The following is a 19,486-nucleotide window of genomic DNA, read 5'->3' as shown; positions in this document are numbered from 1 at the left end:
CGGTGCTCAGGGTGCAGCCTTCCGTTTGAGGGCCTCCTTCACGAAGCCCGTCGACGCGGTCTCTGCACTCAATCTTCACACCCCTGCGGACGACTACACCGGGCGGCGCGTCCTCACGCGGCGGCCTTGCGCTTCAGGACCTCCTTGGTGAGGCCGTTCTTGACGATGTCCATGGCGAGCTTGATGCCCTTCTTCACCACGAATCCGGGGGCCTTGACCTTCGGATCGAGATACATCGTGACCTTGACGTGGGTCTGATCGTCGCCCTTGGGCGCGAGCTCGTAGATGCCGCCCTGGCTGCGCACGGCAGTGCCCTCATTGCGGGTATCCCACTTGCAGCTGACGTCGGTGAAGGCGTAATCGAAGGTCAGGTTGTCGCTGAACATCAGCAGGCCGACGGATGCGTCCACCACGCTGGGGCGGCCGTTCGCGTCGCGCTCGACGACCTTGACGTTGCTGTGCGCCGACGACCAGTCCGGCAGCGCGTCGACGTCCGCGAGCGTGTCGAGGACCAGCGCGACCGGGGCGTCGATGTCGAATTCGAGGGACTCGTTGATTGCCATGTCCGACAACCTACCGGGCAGATCCCCGCTCGTGACCGGGGTCGGAATTACCGGGGCCGTACGTGTCCGTCGCCCCACGCGATCCACTTGGTGGAGGTGAGCTCGGGCAGTCCCATCGGGCCACGGGCGTGCAGTTTCTGGGTCGAGATGCCGATCTCGGCGCCGAACCCGAACTGCTCGCCGTCGGTGAAGGCGGTGGAGGCGTTGACCATGACCGCGGCGGCATCGACGCGGGTGGTGAAGGCGCGGGCGGCCGCGAGATCGCCGGTCACGATCGCCTCGGTGTGCCCGGTGCCATAACGGTCGATGTGCTCGATCGCCGCATCCAACCCGTCGACGAGCTTCACCGCGACGTCGAGGCTGAGGTACTCATCGGCCCAGTCGGTCTCGGTGGCGGGCACCATGCCGGTCTCGTCGCCGTGCACGACCACGCCCTCCGCCTGGAAGGTGCCCAACAGGCGGGGCAGGAAGGTCTCGGCCAGCGCGCGGTCCACGAGCACGGTCTCGACGGTGTTGCAGACGCTGGGCCGGCGGGTCTTGGCGTTGAGCACGATCTCCTCCGCCATGTCGAGGTCGGCAGCGGGATGGACGTAGATGTGACAGTTTCCCGTGCCGGTCTCGATGGTGGGCACGGTCGCGTCGCGCACGACGGCCGCGATGAGCCCGGCGCCGCCGCGCGGGATGACCACGTCGACGAGGCCACGGGCGCGGATCAGCGCGGTGACGCTGGCGCGGGAGTCCGCCGAGAGCAGCGCGACGGCGTCGGGCGTGATCCCGCTTGTCTCCAGGGACTCGCGCAGCACGGCCACCAGGGAGGCGTTCGACGATGCCGCGGAGCTGGAGCCGCGCAGCAGCACGGCGTTGCCCGACTTGAGCGTGAGACCGAAGGCGTCGACGGTGACGTTGGGGCGGGCCTCGTAGACGATGCCGACCACGCCGAGCGGCACGGCGACCTGCCGCAGCTCGAGGCCGTTGGGCAGGGTCGAGCCGCGCAGGACGTTCCCGACGGGGTCCGGCAGGCCGGCGACCTGACGCAGGCCGGAGGCGATGCCGTCGACCCGGGCCGCGGTGAGCGCGAGCCGGTCGATCAGGGACTCCTCGGTGCCGGCGGCGCGGGCCCGCTCGACGTCCTCGGCGTTCGCGCCGAGGATGCGGTCCTTGTTCGCCAGCAGGGCGTCGGCCGCAGCGTGCAGCGCGACGTTCTTCTGCTCCGTGGTCAGCGTGATCAGCTGCTTCGACGCGGCGCGGGCGGCACGGGCAGCCTCCTCGACCGCGGCGATCGCGGCCTGCCGTTCGGCGTCGGTGGCGGTATCGGAGGTGGTGGGCGTGCTCATGGTCCGAGAATACGTGCACGGCCGAACTGTCGGTGGGCGGTGTTACCTTGCGCTCGTGTCCCGCCGGAGAACCGCCCGCAGCCTCTCGCGGCAGGCGTGGATCTCGCTCGTCCTGGTCGTCGCGACGGCGGTTTTCGTCGCCGTCGGCGCCCTCCGCGACCGGTCCTCGGCGGAGCCCGCCCCGGGCCCGTCGCCGTCGGCGCAGGCGCCCGACGGTGCGCCGCTGGCGGGAGTCCGGATCGTCGCGGCCCGGGAGCGCGCGCCGCAGCCCTATCGCCGCGCCGCCTTCGGCCAGGCGTGGACCGACGACCAATCGGCGCCACTCGGGCGCAACGGCTGCGACACCCGCAACGACGTGCTCGACCGGGACCTGAAGGACAAGTCCTACGTGCGCACGTCGAGCTGCCCTCGCGCCGTCGCGACGGGCGTGCTGGCCGATCCCTACGGCGGCGCGACGATCCGGTTCGAACGCGGCGCGAAGACCTCGGCCAAGGTTCAGATCGACCACGTCGTCGCGCTGGCCTACGCCTGGGACATGGGCGCCTGGTCGTGGGACGACGCGAAACGCACCGCCTTCGCCAACGACCCGCGCAACCTCGTCGCGGTCGACGGCCCGGCGAACGAGAACAAGCGCGACTCTCCCCCGGGCCGCTGGATGCCGTCGAACGAGCGCTTCCACTGCCAGTACGTCCGCCAATTCGCTTTCGTCGCCCGCGAATACGGCCTGTCCGTGGATCGCTCGTCAGCGGCCGTCATCGATCAGGCGGCGGAGACCTGCTCCTGACCCGCGACACTGCAAACAAGCATTGCTGCTTGTTTTTTTCGCGTGCGACTGACAGAGTGTGGGCGTGCCCACCCCAGTCCCCGTGTTCGACGCGCTCGAGTCCACCTCGGCCGCCCTCGCCGCCATCGCGGATTCGCTCCCCGACTGGTCGATCTCCACGCCCGCCGAGGGCTGGACCGTCGCCCACCAGGTCGCCCACCTGGCCTGGACCGACGAGGTCTCCCTCGTCGCCGCCACCGACCCCGACGGCTTCGCCGCGATCCTGAAGGACGCGATGGCCGACCCGATGGGCTTCGTCGACGCCGGCGCCGTCGAGCTGGCCGCCGACCCGGACCTGCGGGCCCGGTGGGACCGCGCCCGCGCCGACCTCGCCGACGCGCTTCGCGCAGCCGATCCCGGCGCGCCGCTGCCCTGGTTCGGCCCGCCCATGCGACCCTCCACCATGGCGAACGCGCGCCTCATGGAGACCTGGGCGCACGGGCTGGACATCGCCGACGCGGCCGGCACCGAGCTCGACACCCCCGAGGCCCTACCGCACGTCGCGAAGATCGCCTACAAGACCCGCGATTTCGCGTACACGGTGAACGGCGAGACGCCGCCGGCCGAACCCTTCGACGTCTTTCTCGTCGCCGCCGACGGCGCGGAGGTCACCTTCGGCCCCGGCGACGCAGCGCAACGCGTCACCGGCTCGCTCGAGGACTTCTGCCGGCTCGCGACCCAGCGCATCAACGTCGCCGACACCGATCTGGTGGCCACAGGGGCGGACGCCGGCCACTGGCTCACCATCGCGCAATGCTTCGCGGGCGCACCCGGCGCCGGCCGCGCCCCGCAGGGGGAACGTCGATGAGCCGCACCATCAGCGTCGCCAACATCTCCGGCTTCTACGGCGACCGCGCGGCGGCGATCGGCGAGATGCTCGCCGGTCCCCCCGTGGACTACCTCACCGGCGATTACCTCGCCGAACTCACCATGCTCATCCTCGGCCGCGACCGCCTCAAGGACGCCGACCTCGGCTACGCCAAGACCTTCCTGCGGCACCTCACCCCGCACCTCGACGTCCTCGCCGAGCGCGGCACCAAGGTCGTCGTCAACGCCGGCGGCCTCAACCCTGGGGGACTCGCGGCCGCCGTCGAGAAGGCCGTCGCCGAATCCGGCACCGATCTCAAGGTCGGCTGGGTCGACGGTGACGACCTCCTCGCCCGGTCCGCCGAGCTCGGTGTGCCGAACGCGGTGACCGCCAACGCCTATCTCGGCGCGTTCGGCATCGCCGACTGCCTCACCGCAGGCGCCGACATCGTGATCACGGGCCGGGTCACCGACGCCTCCGTGATCCTGGGACCGGCGATCGCCGAGTTCGGCTGGCAGCGCACCGACTTCGACGAGCTGGCCGGCGCCGTCGCCGCGGGCCACATCATCGAGTGCGGCACCCAGGCCACGGGCGGCAATTACGCCTTCTTCGACCGCCACCCGATCGAGCAGCTCCTGCACCCCGGTTTCCCGATCGCCGAGATCGCCGCCGACGGCTCCTTCACCATCACCAAGCAGCCGGGCACGGGCGGCGTCGTGGAGGTCGGCACGGTCACCGCGCAGTTGCTCTACGAGGTCACGGGCCAGCGGTACGCGAACCCCGACGTGACGCTGCGACTCGATTCCATGACGCTCGCCCAGGACGGGCCGGACCGGGTCACCGTCAGCGGAGTCCGCGGCGAGGCGCCGCCGACCACCACCAAGGTCGCGACCACCACGCTGGGCGGCTTCCGCAACGAGATCGCCTTCCTGCTCACCGGCCTCGAGATCGAGCGCAAGGCCGCGTTGTTGGAGGCGCAGCTCCGCGACGCGCTCGATCGCAGCGGCGGCGCACCATCGGAGCTGCAGTTCCGCCTCGCGCGCACCGATCACCCGGATGCCACCACCCAGGCGGCGGCATCGGCCACGCTGACCGCCGTGGCATGGGACGCGGACCCGAACCGCGTCGGTCGCGCCTTCAGCTCCGCCGCCGTGGAACTCACGCTCGCCACCTACCCCGGCGCTTCCCCCACGGCGCCCCCGTCGCGCGGCGGCCCGTACGGCGTGTACCAGGCGGTGTACGTGCCCAACGAGGAGGTCCCGCACCGCGCCCACCGCCCCGACGGCACCGTCGTCGACATCGCCCCGCCCGAGGTGGTCCAGGAACTCGCCGTCGATCCGCCCCAGCCGGGGGCGGACGCCGCCCGCCCGGCCGGCCCGACGGTCCGCGTCCCGCTCGGCACCGTCTTCGGCGCGCGCAGCGGCGACAAGGGCGGCAGTGCCAACGTCGGCGTCTGGGCGGAATCCGATGCGGCCTACGAATGGCTACGCAGCAATATCACCGAACAGGCTCTGCGCGAACTCCTTCCGGAGACCGCGAACCTGCCTCTCCGTCGCTACGAGCTACCGAACCTCAAGGCGCTCAACTTCGTCATCGAGGACCTGCTCGGCAAGGGCGTAGCCCACGGCTACCGTTTCGACCCGCAGGCCAAGGGCGTCGGCGAGTGGCTCCGCGGCCGCTTCGTCGACCTGCCCGTCGGCCTGGTGCCTGCGGACGACACCACGAAGGAGATGGCATGACGGACCTGTGGGATTCCGAGGAGCGACGCGCGCTACGCGCGACCGTGACCGCATTCACCGAGCGCGAGATCCTCCCCCACCTCGATGAGTGGGAGGCCGGCGGGCTGCTTCCCCGCGAGCTCCACAAGAAGGCGGGCGATCTCGGCCTCCTCGGCGTCTCCTTCCCCGAGGCGGTCGGCGGCGGGGACGGCGACCCCCGCGATGCGCTCATCGTCTGCGAGGCGATGCACGAGGCGGGCGGCTCCGGCGGCCTGTTCGCCTCGCTGTTCACCTGCGGTATCTCCGTGCCGCACATCATCCTCGCCGGGACCGACGAGCAGAAGCAGAAGTGGGTCGCTCCCGTCCTCGCCGGCGAGAAGATCAGCTCGCTCGCCATCACCGAGCCGACCGGCGGCTCCGACGTCGGACACCTGACGACCACCGCCCGGAAGGACGGCGACCACTACGTCGTCAACGGCGCCAAGACGTTCATCACCTCCGGGGTCCGGGCGGACTGGGTGGTCACGGCTGTCCGCACCGGTGGCGAGGGCGCCGGCGGGATCAGCCTGCTGGTGATTCCCAAGGGCCTGGACGGATTCGAGGTGAGCGCACCGCTGAAGAAGCTGGGCTGGCACGCCTCGGACACGGCCGAACTCTCCTTCACCGATGTGCGGGTCCCGGCCGAGAACCTGGTCGGCCCCGAGGGCAGCGGTTTCCTCCTCATCGGCGCGGCATTCGTCACCGAGCGCCTCGCGCTGGCGGTGCAGGCCTACTCCCACGCGCAGCGCTGCCTCGATCTCACGCTCGACTGGGTGCGCGACCGCGAGACCTTCGGCGCCCCGCTCATCACCCGCCAGGCGGTGCAGAACACGGTCACCGAGATGCGGCGGAAGATCGAGGTGGCCCGCGTGTACAGCCGGCACGTCGCCGACCTGTACGCAGAGGCCCTCGAATCCGGCGGCCCCGCCGCGGCTGCGGAGCTCGTGCCGCAGGCGTGCTTCGCGAAGAACACCGCCGTGGAGTGCGGCGAGTGGGTCGCGAACGAGGCGGTGCAGCTCTTCGGCGGCCACGGCTACATGTCCGAGTACGAGGTCTCCCGGCACTACCGCGACGTCCGCATCCTCGGCATCGGCGGCGGCACCACCCAGATCCTCACCACGCTCGCGGCCAACCGCCTCGGCTACAAGTGATTCCCGCACACCGCGCCCCGGGCGCACACGACGGCAAAGGACTCCACCCATGACGGTGCTCCGCAGCACCCCCTCGCCCGATGCGGCCGCGTACCGCGAGACCATGCTCGGCAAACTCGCCGACCTCACCACCGAGTTCGACAAGGCCCTCGCTGGGGGCGGCGAGAAGTACGTCGAGCGGCACCGGGGTCGCGGCAAGCTCACCGCCCGCGAGCGCATCGACAGCGTGCTCGATCCCGCCTCGCCCTTCCTCGAGCTGATGCCGCTCGCCGCGTGGGGCAGCGACTTCCAGGTCGGCGCCTCGGTCGTGGGCGGCATCGGCGTGGTCGAGGGGGTCGAGGTGATGGTGGTCGCCAACGATCCCACCGTGAAGGGCGGCACCTCGAACCCCTGGACGTTGCGCAAGTCGCTGCGCCTCAACGACATCGCGAAGGAGAACCACCTGCCGGTGCTCTCGCTGGTCGAGTCCGGCGGCGCCGATCTGCCCACGCAGAAGGAGGTCTTCGTCCCCGGCGGCGCGATGTTCCGCAACCTCACACAGCTGTCGAAGGCCGGCATCCCCACGATCTCCGTCGTGTACGGCAACTCCACCGCGGGCGGCGCCTACATCCCCGGCATGAGCGATCACGTCGTGATGATCAAGGAGCGCTCCAAGGTCTTCCTCGCCGGTCCTCCCCTGGTGAAGGCCGCGACGGGCGAGATCTCCGACGACGAGACCCTCGGCGGCGCCGAGATGCACTCGCGCACCTCGGGCCTCGGCGACTACTTGGCCAGCGACGAACTCGACGCGGCGCGGATCGCGCGCTCGATCGTCAAGCGGCTCAACTGGCGCAAGCAGGGCACGGCGCCGTCGAGCCTGGTCAAGCCCCCGCGCTACGACGCCGAGGGCCTGCTCGACATCGTCCCGGACGACCTGAAGATCCCCTTCGACCCGCGGGAGATCATCGCCCACATCGTCGACGACTCCGACTACGACGAGTTCAAGCCGCTCTACGGCGGCTCGCTCACCACCGGGTGGGCGGATCTACACGGCTACCCCATCGGCATCCTCGCCAACGCCCGCGGCGTCCTGTTCTCCGAGGAGGCGCAGAAGGCCACACAGTTCATCCAGCTGGCGAACCGCTACGACACACCACTGCTGTTCATTCACAACACCACCGGCTACATGGTGGGCGCCGAGTACGAGCGCGGCGGCATGATCAAGCACGGCTCGATGATGATCAACGCCGTCTCCAACTCGGAGGTGCCGCACCTCTCCCTCATCGCGGGCGCCTCCTACGGCGCCGGCCACTACGGCATGGCGGGCCGCGCCTTCAACCCGCGGTTCCTGTTCTCCTGGCCCAGCGCCCGTTCCGCAGTCATGGGCGCCAAGCAGCTCGCCGACGTGGTCACCGAGGTGGCCGCGGCCTCCGCCGCCTCCCGCGGCCAGGCGATGGACCCCGCGTTCGTCGACGGCATGCGCACCGCGATCGAGACGCAGATCGACAAGGAGTCCCTGCCGGCCTTCATGTCCGGGATGCTCTACGACGACGGCATCATCGACCCGCGCGACACCCGCACCGTTCTCGGCATGGCCCTCTCGGCCATCCACAACGGCCCCGTCCACGGCACCGACGCCTTCGGCGTCTTCCGGATGTGAGGAACTCTATGACGACATTCGACTCCGTCCTCGTCGCGAACCGTGGCGAGATCGCCCGCCGCGTCATCGCCGCGGCCCACGCCCGCGGCCTGCGCGCCGTCGCCGTCTACTCCGATCCGGATGCGAGCGCGCCGCACGTCGCCGAGGCCGACGAGGCCGTGCGCCTTCCCGGCGAGTCCCCCGCCGATACCTACCTGCGGGGCGAGGAGATCATCGCCGCCGCGAAGGCCACCGGTGCGCAGGCGATCCACCCCGGCTACGGTTTCCTCTCGGAGAACGCCGAGTTCGCCGCGGCCGTCCAGGACGCGGGCATCGTCTGGATCGGCCCGTCGCCCGAGGCCATCAGCGCGATGGGCTCGAAGGTCGCCGCGAAGGCGCGGCTGGCCGACGCCGGCGTGCCGATGCTCACCAACCTGACACCGGACCAGGTCTCCGACAGCGACTTCCCGGTACTGGTCAAGGCCTCCGCCGGCGGCGGCGGGCGGGGCATGCGGGTGGTCCGCACCCGCGCCGAGCTCGAGGACGACCTGGCCGCCGCCGAGCGGGAGGCCAAGTCCGCCTTCGGCGACGGCACCGTCTTCTGCGAGCGCTACCTCGAACGCGGGCGGCACATCGAGGTCCAGGTCATGGCCGACTCGCAGGGCACCGTCTGGGCCGTGGGCGAGCGTGAGTGCTCGATCCAGCGCCGCCACCAGAAGGTGCTCGAGGAGGCCCCGTCGCCGCTGGTCGAGCGCCACCCCGCCATGCGGACGGCCCTGTACGAGGCGGCCGCCAACGCCGCGAAGGCCATCGGCTACACCGGCGCGGGCACCGTCGAGTTCCTCGCCACTGACGCCGGCGAGTTCTTCTTCCTCGAGGTCAACACCCGCCTGCAGGTGGAGCACCCCGTCACCGAGGCCACCACCGGCCTCGACCTGGTGGGCCTGCAGTTCGACGTCGCGGCCGGCCTGCCGCTGCCGTCACCCGAGCCGCCCGCCACCCGGGGCTGGGCGATCGAGGCCCGCCTCTACGCCGAGGACCCCGCCAATGATTGGCGCCCCGCCGCCGGAACCGTGCACCGGTTCGAGGTCCCCGGCGTCGTCAGCGAGTTCTCCGGACCGGACCGCCCCGGCATCCGCCTCGACAGCGCGCTCGCTCCGCGTGACAGCGTCGTCGAGGTCTTCTACGACCCGATGCTCGCGAAGGTGATCGGCTACGCCCCCACCCGGGCGCAGGCGCTCGCGATCACCGAGGCCGCGCTGCGTAAGGCGGTGATCCACGGCCTCACCACCAACCGTGACCTTCTGGTGCGGATCCTCGGGGACGCGGACTTCAAGGCGGGCGACTTCGCCACCGACTTCCTCACCGGGGATCGGCTCGCGCGTCTCGCTGCTCCGCTGCTGGGCGAGGACGAGCTGGCCGAGGCCGCGTCCGCCGCCGGTGCCGTCCTGGACCGACGGGGCGCCGCCGCGAGCCCGCTGCCGCACGTCGCGCCGGGATGGCGCAACCTCGGCGCCCGCACCCTGGTGCCGGAGTTCCGCTCGGGCGAGCAGGAGTTCGCGGCCGACGGGTCCGTGGTCGCCTCCGTTGTCGACGACGGCGGGCGGGCCACCGTCGCGATCGAACGGGACGGCCTGCGGCGCACCGTCGCCGTGACCGCCTATCCCGGCGATCAGACGGTGGTCGAAGTGGAGACCGCACGCGGAGCGGCGACGCTCACACTCGTGGATCCGCTGCCCTCCGCCGACGCCGCGGCGGCCGCCGGCTCGCTGCTCGCACCGATGCCCGGCGTGATCACGCGGATCGGCGCGCAGGTCGGCGAGAACGTCACCGCCGGTCAGCCCGTGCTGTGGATGGAGGCCATGAAGATGGAGCACGCCATTTCGGCCCCGGCCGACGGCGTCATCACCGAGATCGCGGTCGCGGTCGGTCAGAACATCGATGCCGGCGCCGTCGTCGCCGTGCTGGAAGATACGGGAGACAACAAGGAATGAGCACCACCAGCATCGCTATGGATGTCATCGAGTCCGCGGAGCGCCAGGCGCTCCGCACGACGGTCTCCGAGCTCGGTAGGAAGTTCGGCCCCGAGTACATGCGGGAGAAGATCGCGGCCGGCGAGGGCCCCACCGAACTCTGGAAGGCCGCGGGCGATCTCGGCCTGATCGGCGTGAACATCGCCGAGCAGTACGGCGGCGGGGGCGCCGGGATGTACGAGCTGGGCATCGTCGGCGAGGAGTTGGCCGCGGTCGGCTCGTCGCTGCTCATGCTGGTGGTCTCCCCCGCGATCAACGGCACCATCATCTCCAAGTTCGGCACCGAGGAGCAGAAGCAGCGCTGGCTGCCGGGTATCGCCTCGGGCGAGACGATCGCCGCCTTCGCGATCACCGAGCCCGACGCCGGCAGCAACAGCCACCGGATCACCACCACGGCCCGCCGCGACGGCTCCGACTGGATCATCTCGGGCCAGAAGACCTTCATCTCCGGTGTCGAGTTGGCCGACGTGATCCTCGTCGTCTCCCGCTCCGAGGACGCCAAGACCGGGAAGCTGCGCCCCGCGCTGTTCCTCATGCCCACCGATTCGCCCGGCCTGCAGAAGACGAAGATCCCCATGGAGGTGGGCCTGCCGGAGTCGCAGTGGACGCTGTTCTTCGACGACGTCCGGCTGCCCGCCGAGGCGCTCGTCGGCGAGCCCGACGCCGCCATCGCGCAGCTCTTCGCCGGGCTCAACCCGGAGCGCATCATGGCCGCGGCGGGTTCCGTGGGCTCCGCCCGGTACGCGATCGACCGTGCCGTGGCGTACGCCAAGGAGCGCACCGTCTTCAAGGTTCCGATCGGCGCGCACCAGGCCATCGCGCATCCGCTCGCCGAGTTGAAGGTGGAGACCGAGTTGGCGAGGCTGATGCTGCAGAAGGCCGCCACGCTGTACGACGCCGGCGAGGAGTTCGCCGCCGCCGAGGCCGCGAACATGGCGAAGTTCGCCGGCGGCGAGGCCGGAGCCAAGGCGGTGGACCGGGCGATCCATTCGCTCGGCGGCAACGGCCTCACCACCGAGTACGGCCTCGCGCAGATGCTGGTGGCCTCGCGCCTGTTCCGTATCGCCCCGGTCAGCCGCGAGATGGTGCTCAACTTCATCTCCGAGCACACCCTCGGCCTGCCCAAGAGCTACTAGTAGGCGACCCATGACCGACGATGCCCTGATCCGGTACGAGACGCGCAACGGCGCCGCGTATCTGACGATCGACAGCCCGCACAACCGGAACGCGATCTCGCAGCGGCTCTTGGCCGACCTGCGCGCAGGTTTGGAGCGAGCGGCCGCGGACGACGCGGCCCGCGCCGTGGTGCTCACGCACACCGGCACGACCTTCTGCGCGGGTGCTGACCTCAAGGAGGCGGCGTCCGGCGCCGGGAGCGGAGCGAGCGGGCCGAACGGTTCCGGCGCCGGGAGCGGAGCGAGCGGGCCGAACGGTTCCGGCGCGAAGTCGCGCACCCTGGCGATGATCGGCGCCATGCGCGGCATCATCGAGTGCCCGAAGCCGGTGATCGCCCAGATCGACGGCCACGTCCGGGCCGGCGGTTTCGGCCTCATCGGCGCGTGCGACTTCGTCTTCGCCGGTCCCGCCGCGTCGTTCGCGGTGACGGAGGCGCGGATCGGCGTCGCACCGGCGATGGTCTCGCTGGTCCTGCTGCCGCACCTGCCCTCCCGGGTCGCCTCCACACTGCTGCTCACGGGCCGCAGGTTCGACGCGGCGGAGGCCGCCGGTCACGGCCTCATCACCGCGGCGGTCGCGGACCCGGCGGCAGCGGTCGCGGAGCAGCTGGCCGAGCTGCGGCTGTGCAGCCCGCAGGGCCTGCGGGAGACCAAGCAGATTCTGTGGCACGACGTGCTGCGCTCCTTCGACGAGCGAGCCGACTCCCTCGGGGAGCAGTCGGCGCGGCTGTTCGGCTCCGCCGAATCCATCGAGGGGATCACCGCGTTCCTGCAGAAGCGCGCGCCGAGCTGGGCCGAACCGCTACCGGCGGAATAGGCTGTTGGCGATGACCTCCCTCCGCCCACCCATCCGCGCACCCCAGCAGTCCCGCAGCCGGGAGACCAGGCAGCGCCTGTTGGAGACCACCATCGCGTCGCTCGCCGCGCGCGGATGGACCGCCACCACCGTGGGTAGCGTGGCGCGGCAGGCGGGCGTCTCGCGCGGCGCCGCGCAGCACCACTTCCCCACGCGCGAGGATTTGATCAGCGCCGCGCTGGAATACATGGGCGAGCAGCGGCTCGATCAGGTGGCGCAGGCCGGCGCGGCGGTGCCCGACGGGCCCGACCGCCCGTTCGGCGTGGCCCGGCTCATCGTCGAGTACTACACCGACGACCTGTTCAAGGCCGCCCTGCACGTCTGGACTGCCGCCGCGAGCGACGACGCGCTGCGCGAGCGGATGCTGCCCTTCGAGAACAAGCACTCCCGCGAGGTCTTCGCCCTCGCCATGCGATTGCTCGGCGTGAGCCGAGACGACGAGGAGGCCCGGCGCGCAGTGCAGGCGACGCTGGATCTCGCTCGCGGCCTCGGCCTCGCGGACCTGCTCTCCGACGACGCGGCCCGGCGCGAGCAGGTCGTCGACTTCTGGGGCCGGCAACTCGCCTCGGTAGTCGCGCGCGCTGAGCCGACGCCGGGGCCCTAGGCCTTGTCGAGGTAGTCGCCGCGGTCGCCGCCGAGGATGACCTCGTTCATGGCGCGCAGCGCCGCATGCCGCTCGAGTTCCGGGTCCTCGCGGACGATCTCGAAGGCGAGGTCGCGGGCGGCCTGCAGCACGTCGCCGTCCTGCGCCAGGTCGAGGAAGCTCAGGCGCCGCGCGAGGCCGGACTGGTCGACGCCGAGGATGTCGCCGAAGCCGCGGTGCTCGAGATCGAGCTGGGCGAGGGCGAAGCCGTCGACGGTCTCGGCGACCTTGTGCAGCCGCTCCAGCGTGCGCTCCGACCCGGACGCGGTGATGAGCAGGCACAACCCGGGCAGCCCGCCACGGCCGACGCGGCCGCGCAGCTGGTGCAACTGGCTGATGCCGAACCGGTCGGCGTCGCGCACGACCATCGTGGTGGCGTTCGCGACGTCGACGCCGACCTCGATCACGGTGGTGGCGACCAGCACGTCGATCTCGCCGGCGGCGAAGGCCGCCATGATCTCCGACTTCTCCTCGGCGGGGAGCCGCCCGTGCAGGAGTGCGATCCGGTGCTCGCCGAGGGGCCCGGCGGACAGCTGGTCGTACATCTCGATCGCAGACACGGTCTTCGGCTTGGCCTCCTCCTGTTCAGGATCGTCGCGGGAAGCGCTCCGCGCCTGCGCCTTCGGTGGGGCCGGCGGCGTGTCGAAGACGTAGTCCTCGTCGGTGAAGCCGGCCTTCGCCTGCTCTCCGGTCGCGTCATCGCCGATCCGCGGGCACACCACGTAGACCTGGCGGCCGGCGCGGACCTCCTCGTCGACCCGCGCCCAGGCCCGCGCGACCCACGTCTCCCGGTCCTCGGGCACGACCGAGGTCTGGATCGGCTGCCGACCGCGGGGTAGTTCCCGCAGCACGGACGTGGCCATGTCGCCGAACTGCGCCAGCGCGACGGTGCGCGGGATCGGCGTCGCCGTCATCACGAGCAGGTGGGGCATCGATTCAGCGGCCGTGTCGTCGTCCGAGGAACCGGTGCCCTTGCGCCGCAGCCGGTCGCGCTGCTCCACGCCGAACCGGTGCTGCTCGTCGACCACGACCAGGCCCAGCCGGAAGAATTCGACGGTGTCCTCCAGCAGTGCGTGCGTGCCGATCACGATGCCCGCCTCGCCCGTCACGATGCGCAGGAGAGCCGCTCGGCGCTGCTTGACGGTCATCGAGCCGGTGAGGAGTGTCACCGTGGTGGCGGCGTCGGCGGCGCCGAGCTGTCCGGCCTCGGCGAGATCGCCGAGCATCGTCGTGATCGACAGCAGATGCTGGGTCGCCAGGACCTCCGTCGGGGCCAGGAGAACAGCCTGGTGGCCCGCGTCCACCGCCGCGAGCATCGCCAGCAGCGCGACGAGGGTCTTACCGGAGCCGACCTCGCCCTGCAGGAGCCGGGTCATCGGGTGATCGCGGGCCAGATCGCCGAGGATCTCGGCGAGCACCTCCTCCTGGCCGGCGGTGAGCGAGAACGGAAGCCGCTCGCGCAGTCCGGCCTGCAGCGGACCGTCGGGCGCGTGCAGGGGCGGCGCGCCGACGATGCCCACCTCGTGCGCGCGGCGCGCGAGAGCGGTCTCGATGGCGACGGCCTCGTCGAACGCGAGTCGGCGGCGTGCGCGGTCCGCCTGGGCGCGCCCGTCGGGCTTGTGCGCGGCGCGCACGGCATCGTCGAGGCTCATGAGGGCGTGCAGCGCGAGGAACGCGGGCGGCAGAGATTCCGGCACCGGCGCGAGGCGTTGGAGGACGCTGTCAACGAGTGAGAGGATCAGCCACGTCGGCATGTTCTTGGTGCCGTGGTAGATCGGCACCGTCGGCTGCATCAGCAGGCTCAGGTCGGCGAACTTGAGCCGTTTCGAACCGGCCTTGGTCGAGCCCGCCTCGTTGGCGGCGAGCGCCTCCGCCGAGGTGATCGTGGTGTCCGGGAGGACGAGCCACTCCGGGTGGGTGAGCTGGAGCTTGCCGTTGAACTCGCCGAGCCGGCCGATCAGCAGCAGTTGCCGGTCCGGCTGGATCGGCTTGGGCAGGTAGTTGAAGAAGGTCACCTCGTAGGCCCGGACCTTGTTGACGACCTGCACCCGGAACATCTTCTTGCCGCGGTGATGCGGCTTCGGGGGCGTGATCGCCGTGACGGTACCGATCACCACGATGTCGTCGCCGATGCGCGGCTCGGAGCGCCGGGTCCCGTCGTCCTCGACGGCGCCGCCCTCGTACCGGAACGGGAAGTGCCGCAGCAGGTCGCCGACGGTGACCAGCCCGAGCTCGGCGGTCGCCGCCTCCGCGATCTCGGGGTCGACGGCCTCCGCGAGCGGCGTCTGCAGCGTGAGGGTGCGCGCTGAGGTCATTCGACGCCGATCTCCATCACACTGGCGGTCTGCCCGCCGTGGTAGACGATCACCTCGACCTCCGGGCGGTCCGGGCGCAGTGCGGCGCTCACCCGGTCGGGGAAGTCGCCGTCGCCGGCCTCGCCCAGGAGCACCGTCACCATGTCGCCGCCCGTCGCCAGCAGCAGCTCGGCGAGGGCCTCGCCCGCGGAGTACTGATCCTCCTCGAGCACCACCACCTCGCCGCCGACCATGCCGAGGTAATCGCCGGGGCCGCAGGGCCCGAGGATCGTCAGCGCGTCCTGCGTGACCGCGACGACGGATCCGCAGCGCGCGCCCGCGGCCGCCTCCGCCATCGAATAGGTGTCGTCGGCGGCGTGGCCGCCCGGCTCGTGCACCGCGAGCGCGGCGATCGCCTGCACCATCGAAGAGGTCGGCAGCAGTGTCACCAGCACGCCGGACTCGCGGGAGCGCGCGGCCACGGCGAGCAGCTCGGGGGTGGGCAGCGCGCCGTTGGGCATGAGCAGCACCTCCCGGCCCTCGAACCGGTGTAGCGCGGCGAGCAGCTCGGCGTGCGTCATGCCGGTGTCGCAGCGGATCACCTCCGCGCCCGCAGCGGCGAACAGCTCGGCCGCGCCATCGCCGGAGACCAGTGCCACGATGGCCCGCGGTGCGTCGAGCAGCGCCTGCAGCGGCGTCTCGGCGTGCCCCGCGTCCTGCAGCACGTTGACCGCGATGCTGCGCAGCTTGCCGTGTCGCAGGCCGGCCTGGATCGCCGCCCCGGGCTCGGTGGTGTGGGTGTGGACCGACCAGGTCGCGACAGGATCCGGATCGGCGGCGGCGACCACCACCACCGAGTCACCGAACGCCTGCAGTTCGTCCCGCAGTCGACTCGCGGTGGCCTCGGTCGCGGCGGGCAGGAGGTACATCACCTCGTAGTCGGCGTGCGGGCCGCGCGGCGGATCGCCGGCCGCGCCGTGATCGTGGGTGTGGCCGTGCCCGTCGTCGACGTGCACCTGCACGTGCGGTGCGGGCTGCCGCCCGAAGCGCGGGCGCTCGGTCACCGCGCCGGTGCTCACCTCGACGAGCGCGTCCAGCAGCACGAGCAGGCCACGCCCGCCCGCGTCCACGACGCCCGCGGCGGCGTTGTCGGCGAGCTGCTCCCGGGTGCGCAGGAGGGCGTCGAAGGCGGCGTCCGCAGCGCCGCGGGCGCAGGCCGCGACGTCTCCCCCGCCCGCCAGCGCCGCTCCGGCACCGTCGGCGGCGGCGCGCAGCACGGACAGGATGGTGCCCTCGATCGGCTCCGCCACCGCGGTCGTCACCAGATCGGTCGCGTTCCGCAGACCGGTCGCCAGCCCCTCCGCGGTGAGGTCGCCGTCGGGGCCGAGCTGCGCGGCGACGCCGCGCATGATCTGCGAGACGATGACCCCCGAGTTGCCGCGCGCCCCCGCCACCGCCCCGGCGACTGTGGCTCGGGCGACCGCGTGCGGTCCCTCGGTACGGTCGGCCTCCTCCGCCGAGCGGGACGCGGCCCGAAGGGTGACCAGCATGTTCGTGCCGGTGTCCGCGTCCGCGACCGGGAAGACGTTGAGGGTGTTGATCTCGTCGACGGAGCGCTCGAGTCCGAGGACGGCACGCCGCAGCCAGGCCACCACCACGCGGCCGTCCTCCGCATTCGGTCCCGTCACAGCTGTCAGCCTAGTGGTCGCGCTCACGCCGTACGGGCCCCGGAGCGGTTTGGCTCCGCCGCCGGGCTCGGCTATGCTTGCAGGGTTGCCTCGCGTCCGAGCGTGTCTTGACACGTCTCCGACCGGCGGGGCCGAGCACAGGTTTTCAACGATACGAGGAGTACACGACTATGGCTGCCGTCTGCGACGTCTGCGACAAGGGCCCCGGCTTCGGTAAGTCGGTCTCGCACTCGCATCGGCGTACCAACCGCCGGTGGAACCCGAACATCCAGACCGTGCGCGCCCAGGTCGCGCCCGGCCAGACGCGGCGCCTGAACGTGTGCACCTCGTGCATCAAGGCCGGCAAGGTCGTTCGCGGCTAGTACGCGAGAATTTCCCGGAAGGCCCGTGACCTCGCCGAGGTCACGGGCCTTCGGCGTCAGCGCACTTGCGCGAGGTGCGGCAGCCGCCAGTCCACCGGCTCCGCACCGAGCGCCACGAGCGCGTCGTTAGCCCTCGAGAAGGGCCGGGAGCCGAAGAAGCCCCGCGATGCGGACAGCGGCGACGGATGCACCGACTCGATCCGCGGGACATCGCCCAGCCGCGGGCCGAGCGAAGCGGCGTCGCGGCCCCAGAGGATCGCGACGAGCGGCGCCTCGCGCGCGACGAGCGCGTCGATGGCGCACTCGGTCACCTTCTCCCAGCCCTTTCCCCGGTGCGAGGCGGGCTTGCCGGGGCTCACCGTCAGGACTCGGTTGAGGAGCAGCACGCCCTGCTCGGACCACGGCGCGAGGTCACCGGTGGCCGGCATCGGCAGTCCGAGGTCGTCGCAATACTCACGGTAGATGTTCTGCAGGCTCCGCGGGATCGGCCGCACGGCCGGGTCGACGGAGAAGGACAGGCCCACGGCGTGCCCCGGTGTGGGGTACGGGTCCTGGCCGACGATGAGTACGCGCACATCGGCGAAGGGCTGCCGGAAGGCCCGCAGCACGTCGCCGCCCGCGGGCAGGTAGCCGCGGTCCTCCGCGATCTCGGCGCGGAGGAAGTCCCCCATCGCGGCGATGTCCTGGGCCACGGGGGCGAGGGCCTTCGCCCACCCGGCCTCGACGCTGTCGGTCAACGGTTTCGCCGTCATCGCCCCTGCTCCTCGGTCTCGGTGAAGGTGTTCCAGCCGCCCGCCGCGGGACCCGCGTCGCCGTCGACGGTGACGGTGCCCGCGGCCAGCGCACCCGGCGCGGCCGCGGTACCGATCTCCCGCCACCCGGCGGGGAGCACCGCTCCGGCGGGGAAGGCCGCGAGGAGGGCGTGGTCCTCGCCGCCCGTGCGGACCCAGCCCTCGGCGTCGGCGCCGAGCGCCGCAGCGCAGGCGGCCAGCTCGGCATCCGGGGCGAGCCGCGCGGCGTCGAGCGCGATGGTCACGCCGGAGGCGCGGGCGAGGGCCCGCGCGTCCCGCAGGAGCCCGTCGGAGACGTCGGTGAGCGCCGTCGCGCCCGCGGCGGCCGCCTGCGGCCCGGCGGCGAGCGGCGGCGCCGGGCAGCGGTAGGTCTCGACGAGCCCGTCGAAGCCCTCGTGCCCCGCCAGCAGGACGGCCAGCCCCGCGGCGGACCGCCCGAGCGTGCCGCACACCGCGATCACGTCGCCGGGCCGGGCGCCGGACAGCAGTACCGGCGCCCGCCCCTCCAGGTCGCCGAGCACGGTGACCGCGAGCAGCACCTGCTCGGTGCGCACCACGTCGCCCCCGGCGATCACGCCGCCCGCCTCCGCGGCGCCCCGGGTCGTGCCCCGCGCGATGCCGGCGATCACGTCCTCGCCGGTCTCGGGCGGGCAGCCCAGGGTCACGGTGAAGGCGGTGCACACTGCGCCCATGGCGGCGATGTCCGCCGCGTTCTGCGCGATCGCGCGCCGGCCCACGTGATCGGGCGTCGTGAGGTCGAACCGGAAGTGCCGGCCCTCGACGATCGCGTCGGAGGAGATCACGACCCGTCCGTCGGGGGCGGCGACGACCGCCGCGTCGTCCCCCGGGCCGATCGGCACCCGCGGATCCGGGCGCACACCGCCGGTCGCCAGCGCGATGACGCCGTCCTCCCCCAGCTCCGCCACGGTCCGCACGCGGGGCTGCGCAGGGCTGTCCGGCTCCTTCGATGTCATCGCGGCTACCGTAGCGGACGTGAGCGATGCAGACGACGAGACCACCGCGGCCCCCGAAGCGAAGGAGCGCCGCAGCCCCGCCTTCCTCGCGACGGCGGTGGCGCTGCCGGTGGCGGTGATCGCCTGTTTCATCGCGTTCCTCGTGCTGGCGCAGCAGAAGCAGGGCGACGCTCGCGAAGCGGCGGAGGCCGGGCACGTCAAGTCGATCGCGGCACCGTCGTCCGGCGACGCGGCGTGCTCGACGCTGCTCGGCGCGCTCCCCGCCGACCTCGACGGTTTCCGGCGCACCGACGACACCGCGCCCGCCGGTTTCGCCCGCTGGTCCAGCGAGAAGTCGGGGGCCGTGGAGGTGCGCTGCGGCACCGACAGGCCCGCCGAACTGACCGCGACCGCGAAGCTGCAGATCATCAACGGGGTGCAGTGGCTGCAGGCGGTCCCCGCGGGGGCACCCGCCCCCGATGGCGGCAGCTACTGGACGGCCGTCGACCACCGCCCCTACGTCACGCTCTGGGTGCCCGACGGCGCCGGCACCTCGGCGGTGCAGGCGACATCGGACGCGATCCGCGAGCACCTGCAGGCGGCCTCGCTCGACCTGGGCCGGTAGCCCGGGGTCGGT

At 72.0% G+C, this 19,486-nt stretch carries 17 protein-coding genes; 11 read left to right on the top strand and 6 right to left on the bottom strand.

Annotated elements, in window-relative coordinates; genetic code table 11:
- Window positions 1–113: 113 nt before the first annotated feature.
- Window positions 114–563 (bottom strand): SRPBCC family protein, encoded by a 450-nt coding sequence (locus FK529_RS09975; protein WP_146560833.1) that lies wholly within the window; start codon window positions 561–563, stop codon window positions 114–116.
- Window positions 564–610: 47 nt separating this feature from the next.
- Entirely contained in the window at window positions 611–1,897 is a 1,287-nt protein-coding gene (locus tag FK529_RS09970; protein ID WP_146560832.1) for a glutamate-5-semialdehyde dehydrogenase, read from the bottom strand.
- Window positions 1,898–1,952: 55 nt separating this feature from the next.
- Here FK529_RS09970 and FK529_RS09965 point away from each other — a divergent pair, with 55 nt between their 5' ends.
- The 9 genes from FK529_RS09965 to FK529_RS09925 all read left to right on the top strand — a co-directional run bounded on the left by FK529_RS09965 (window position 1,953) and on the right by FK529_RS09925 (window position 12,722).
- On the top strand, window positions 1,953–2,681 hold the full coding sequence (locus tag FK529_RS09965; protein ID WP_231703023.1) for an HNH endonuclease family protein: 729 nt from the start codon (window positions 1,953–1,955) through the stop codon (window positions 2,679–2,681).
- Between the two features lie 64 nt (window positions 2,682–2,745).
- The gene (locus tag FK529_RS09960; RefSeq protein ID WP_146560831.1) at window positions 2,746–3,528 is read left to right on the top strand and encodes a TIGR03084 family metal-binding protein; all 783 of its coding nucleotides are present in this window, start codon (window positions 2,746–2,748) and stop codon (window positions 3,526–3,528) included.
- Window positions 3,525–5,267: an acyclic terpene utilization AtuA family protein gene (locus FK529_RS09955; RefSeq protein WP_146560830.1), complete on the top strand. Its 1,743-nt coding sequence runs from the start codon at window positions 3,525–3,527 to the stop codon at window positions 5,265–5,267. Before FK529_RS09960 ends, FK529_RS09955 begins: the two co-directional genes overlap by 4 nt.
- Window positions 5,264–6,436, top strand: coding sequence for an acyl-CoA dehydrogenase family protein (locus FK529_RS09950; RefSeq protein WP_146560829.1), 1,173 nt, complete (start codon window positions 5,264–5,266; stop codon window positions 6,434–6,436). Before FK529_RS09955 ends, FK529_RS09950 begins: the two co-directional genes overlap by 4 nt.
- A 49-nt stretch (window positions 6,437–6,485) precedes the next feature.
- Window positions 6,486–8,075 carry an acyl-CoA carboxylase subunit beta gene (locus FK529_RS09945; RefSeq protein WP_146560828.1) on the top strand — a complete coding sequence of 530 codons (1,590 nt, stop codon included), beginning with the start codon at window positions 6,486–6,488 and terminating at the stop codon, window positions 8,073–8,075.
- Window positions 8,076–8,083: 8 nt separating this feature from the next.
- Window positions 8,084–10,048: an ATP-binding protein gene (locus FK529_RS09940; RefSeq protein WP_146560827.1), complete on the top strand. Its 1,965-nt coding sequence runs from the start codon at window positions 8,084–8,086 to the stop codon at window positions 10,046–10,048.
- Window positions 10,045–11,223, top strand: a complete 1,179-nt coding sequence (locus FK529_RS09935) for an acyl-CoA dehydrogenase family protein (RefSeq protein ID WP_146560826.1) — start codon at window positions 10,045–10,047, stop codon at window positions 11,221–11,223. Before FK529_RS09940 ends, FK529_RS09935 begins: the two co-directional genes overlap by 4 nt.
- Window positions 11,224–11,233: 10 nt before the next feature.
- Window positions 11,234–12,079: an enoyl-CoA hydratase family protein gene (locus FK529_RS09930; protein ID WP_146560825.1), complete on the top strand. Its 846-nt coding sequence runs from the start codon at window positions 11,234–11,236 to the stop codon at window positions 12,077–12,079.
- 10 nt (window positions 12,080–12,089) lie between these two features.
- Complete coding sequence (locus FK529_RS09925; RefSeq protein WP_193559681.1) at window positions 12,090–12,722, top strand: TetR/AcrR family transcriptional regulator; 633 nt, start codon at window positions 12,090–12,092, stop codon at window positions 12,720–12,722.
- On the opposite strand, the gene FK529_RS09920 is transcribed toward FK529_RS09925, so the two are convergent.
- Both FK529_RS09920 and FK529_RS09915 read right to left on the bottom strand, forming a co-directional pair.
- Window positions 12,719–15,076 (bottom strand): ATP-dependent DNA helicase RecG, encoded by a 2,358-nt coding sequence (locus FK529_RS09920; protein WP_146560824.1) that lies wholly within the window; start codon window positions 15,074–15,076, stop codon window positions 12,719–12,721. The genes FK529_RS09925 and FK529_RS09920 overlap by 4 nt on opposite strands.
- Window positions 15,073–16,743, bottom strand: coding sequence for a DAK2 domain-containing protein (locus FK529_RS09915; RefSeq protein ID WP_158635094.1), 1,671 nt, complete (start codon window positions 16,741–16,743; stop codon window positions 15,073–15,075). Before FK529_RS09915 ends, FK529_RS09920 begins: the two co-directional genes overlap by 4 nt.
- Window positions 16,744–16,913: 170 nt before the next feature.
- On the opposite strand from FK529_RS09915, the gene rpmB reads away from it, so the two are divergent.
- Window positions 16,914–17,105: a 50S ribosomal protein L28 gene (gene rpmB, locus FK529_RS09910; RefSeq protein ID WP_068521417.1), complete on the top strand. Its 192-nt coding sequence runs from the start codon at window positions 16,914–16,916 to the stop codon at window positions 17,103–17,105.
- Between the two features lie 56 nt (window positions 17,106–17,161).
- Here rpmB and FK529_RS09905 read toward each other — a convergent pair whose 3' ends face one another.
- Window positions 17,162–17,857, bottom strand: a complete 696-nt coding sequence (locus tag FK529_RS09905; protein ID WP_146560822.1) for a uracil-DNA glycosylase — start codon at window positions 17,855–17,857, stop codon at window positions 17,162–17,164.
- Window positions 17,854–18,870 (bottom strand): thiamine-phosphate kinase, encoded by a 1,017-nt coding sequence (locus FK529_RS09900; protein ID WP_146560821.1) that lies wholly within the window; start codon window positions 18,868–18,870, stop codon window positions 17,854–17,856. The genes FK529_RS09905 and FK529_RS09900 overlap by 4 nt, the downstream gene beginning before the upstream one ends.
- Before the next feature lie 19 nt (window positions 18,871–18,889).
- On the opposite strand from FK529_RS09900, the gene FK529_RS09895 reads away from it, so the two are divergent.
- Entirely contained in the window at window positions 18,890–19,474 is a 585-nt protein-coding gene (locus FK529_RS09895; protein ID WP_158635093.1) for a DUF3515 domain-containing protein, read from the top strand.
- The last annotated feature ends 12 nt before the right edge of the window (window positions 19,475–19,486 follow it).

This window comes from Tsukamurella asaccharolytica (assembly GCF_007858435.1).
GTDB lineage: Bacteria > Actinomycetota > Actinomycetes > Mycobacteriales > Mycobacteriaceae > Tsukamurella > Tsukamurella asaccharolytica.
This window is presented reverse-complemented; position numbering and strand designations above follow the sequence as displayed.

Excerpts from the sequence above, each read along its gene's own strand:
- FK529_RS09900 (WP_146560821.1), bottom strand. The coding sequence starts at position 18,870 with ATGACATCGAAGGAGCCGGACAGCCCTGCGCAGCCCCGCGTGCGGACC.
- FK529_RS09950 (WP_146560829.1), top strand. The coding sequence starts at position 5,264 with ATGACGGACCTGTGGGATTCCGAGGAGCGACGCGCGCTACGCGCGACC.
- FK529_RS09935 (WP_146560826.1), top strand. The coding sequence starts at position 10,045 with ATGAGCACCACCAGCATCGCTATGGATGTCATCGAGTCCGCGGAGCGC.
- FK529_RS09940 (WP_146560827.1), top strand. The coding sequence starts at position 8,084 with ATGACGACATTCGACTCCGTCCTCGTCGCGAACCGTGGCGAGATCGCC.
- FK529_RS09905 (WP_146560822.1), bottom strand. The coding sequence starts at position 17,857 with ATGACGGCGAAACCGTTGACCGACAGCGTCGAGGCCGGGTGGGCGAAG.
- FK529_RS09930 (WP_146560825.1), top strand. The coding sequence starts at position 11,234 with ATGACCGACGATGCCCTGATCCGGTACGAGACGCGCAACGGCGCCGCG.
- FK529_RS09945 (WP_146560828.1), top strand. The coding sequence starts at position 6,486 with ATGACGGTGCTCCGCAGCACCCCCTCGCCCGATGCGGCCGCGTACCGC.
- FK529_RS09975 (WP_146560833.1), bottom strand. The coding sequence starts at position 563 with ATGGCAATCAACGAGTCCCTCGAATTCGACATCGACGCCCCGGTCGCG.
- FK529_RS09920 (WP_146560824.1), bottom strand. The coding sequence starts at position 15,076 with ATGACCTCAGCGCGCACCCTCACGCTGCAGACGCCGCTCGCGGAGGCC.
- FK529_RS09970 (WP_146560832.1), bottom strand. The coding sequence starts at position 1,897 with ATGAGCACGCCCACCACCTCCGATACCGCCACCGACGCCGAACGGCAG.
- FK529_RS09925 (WP_193559681.1), top strand. The coding sequence starts at position 12,090 with ATGACCTCCCTCCGCCCACCCATCCGCGCACCCCAGCAGTCCCGCAGC.
- FK529_RS09955 (WP_146560830.1), top strand. The coding sequence starts at position 3,525 with ATGAGCCGCACCATCAGCGTCGCCAACATCTCCGGCTTCTACGGCGAC.
- rpmB (WP_068521417.1), top strand. The coding sequence starts at position 16,914 with ATGGCTGCCGTCTGCGACGTCTGCGACAAGGGCCCCGGCTTCGGTAAG.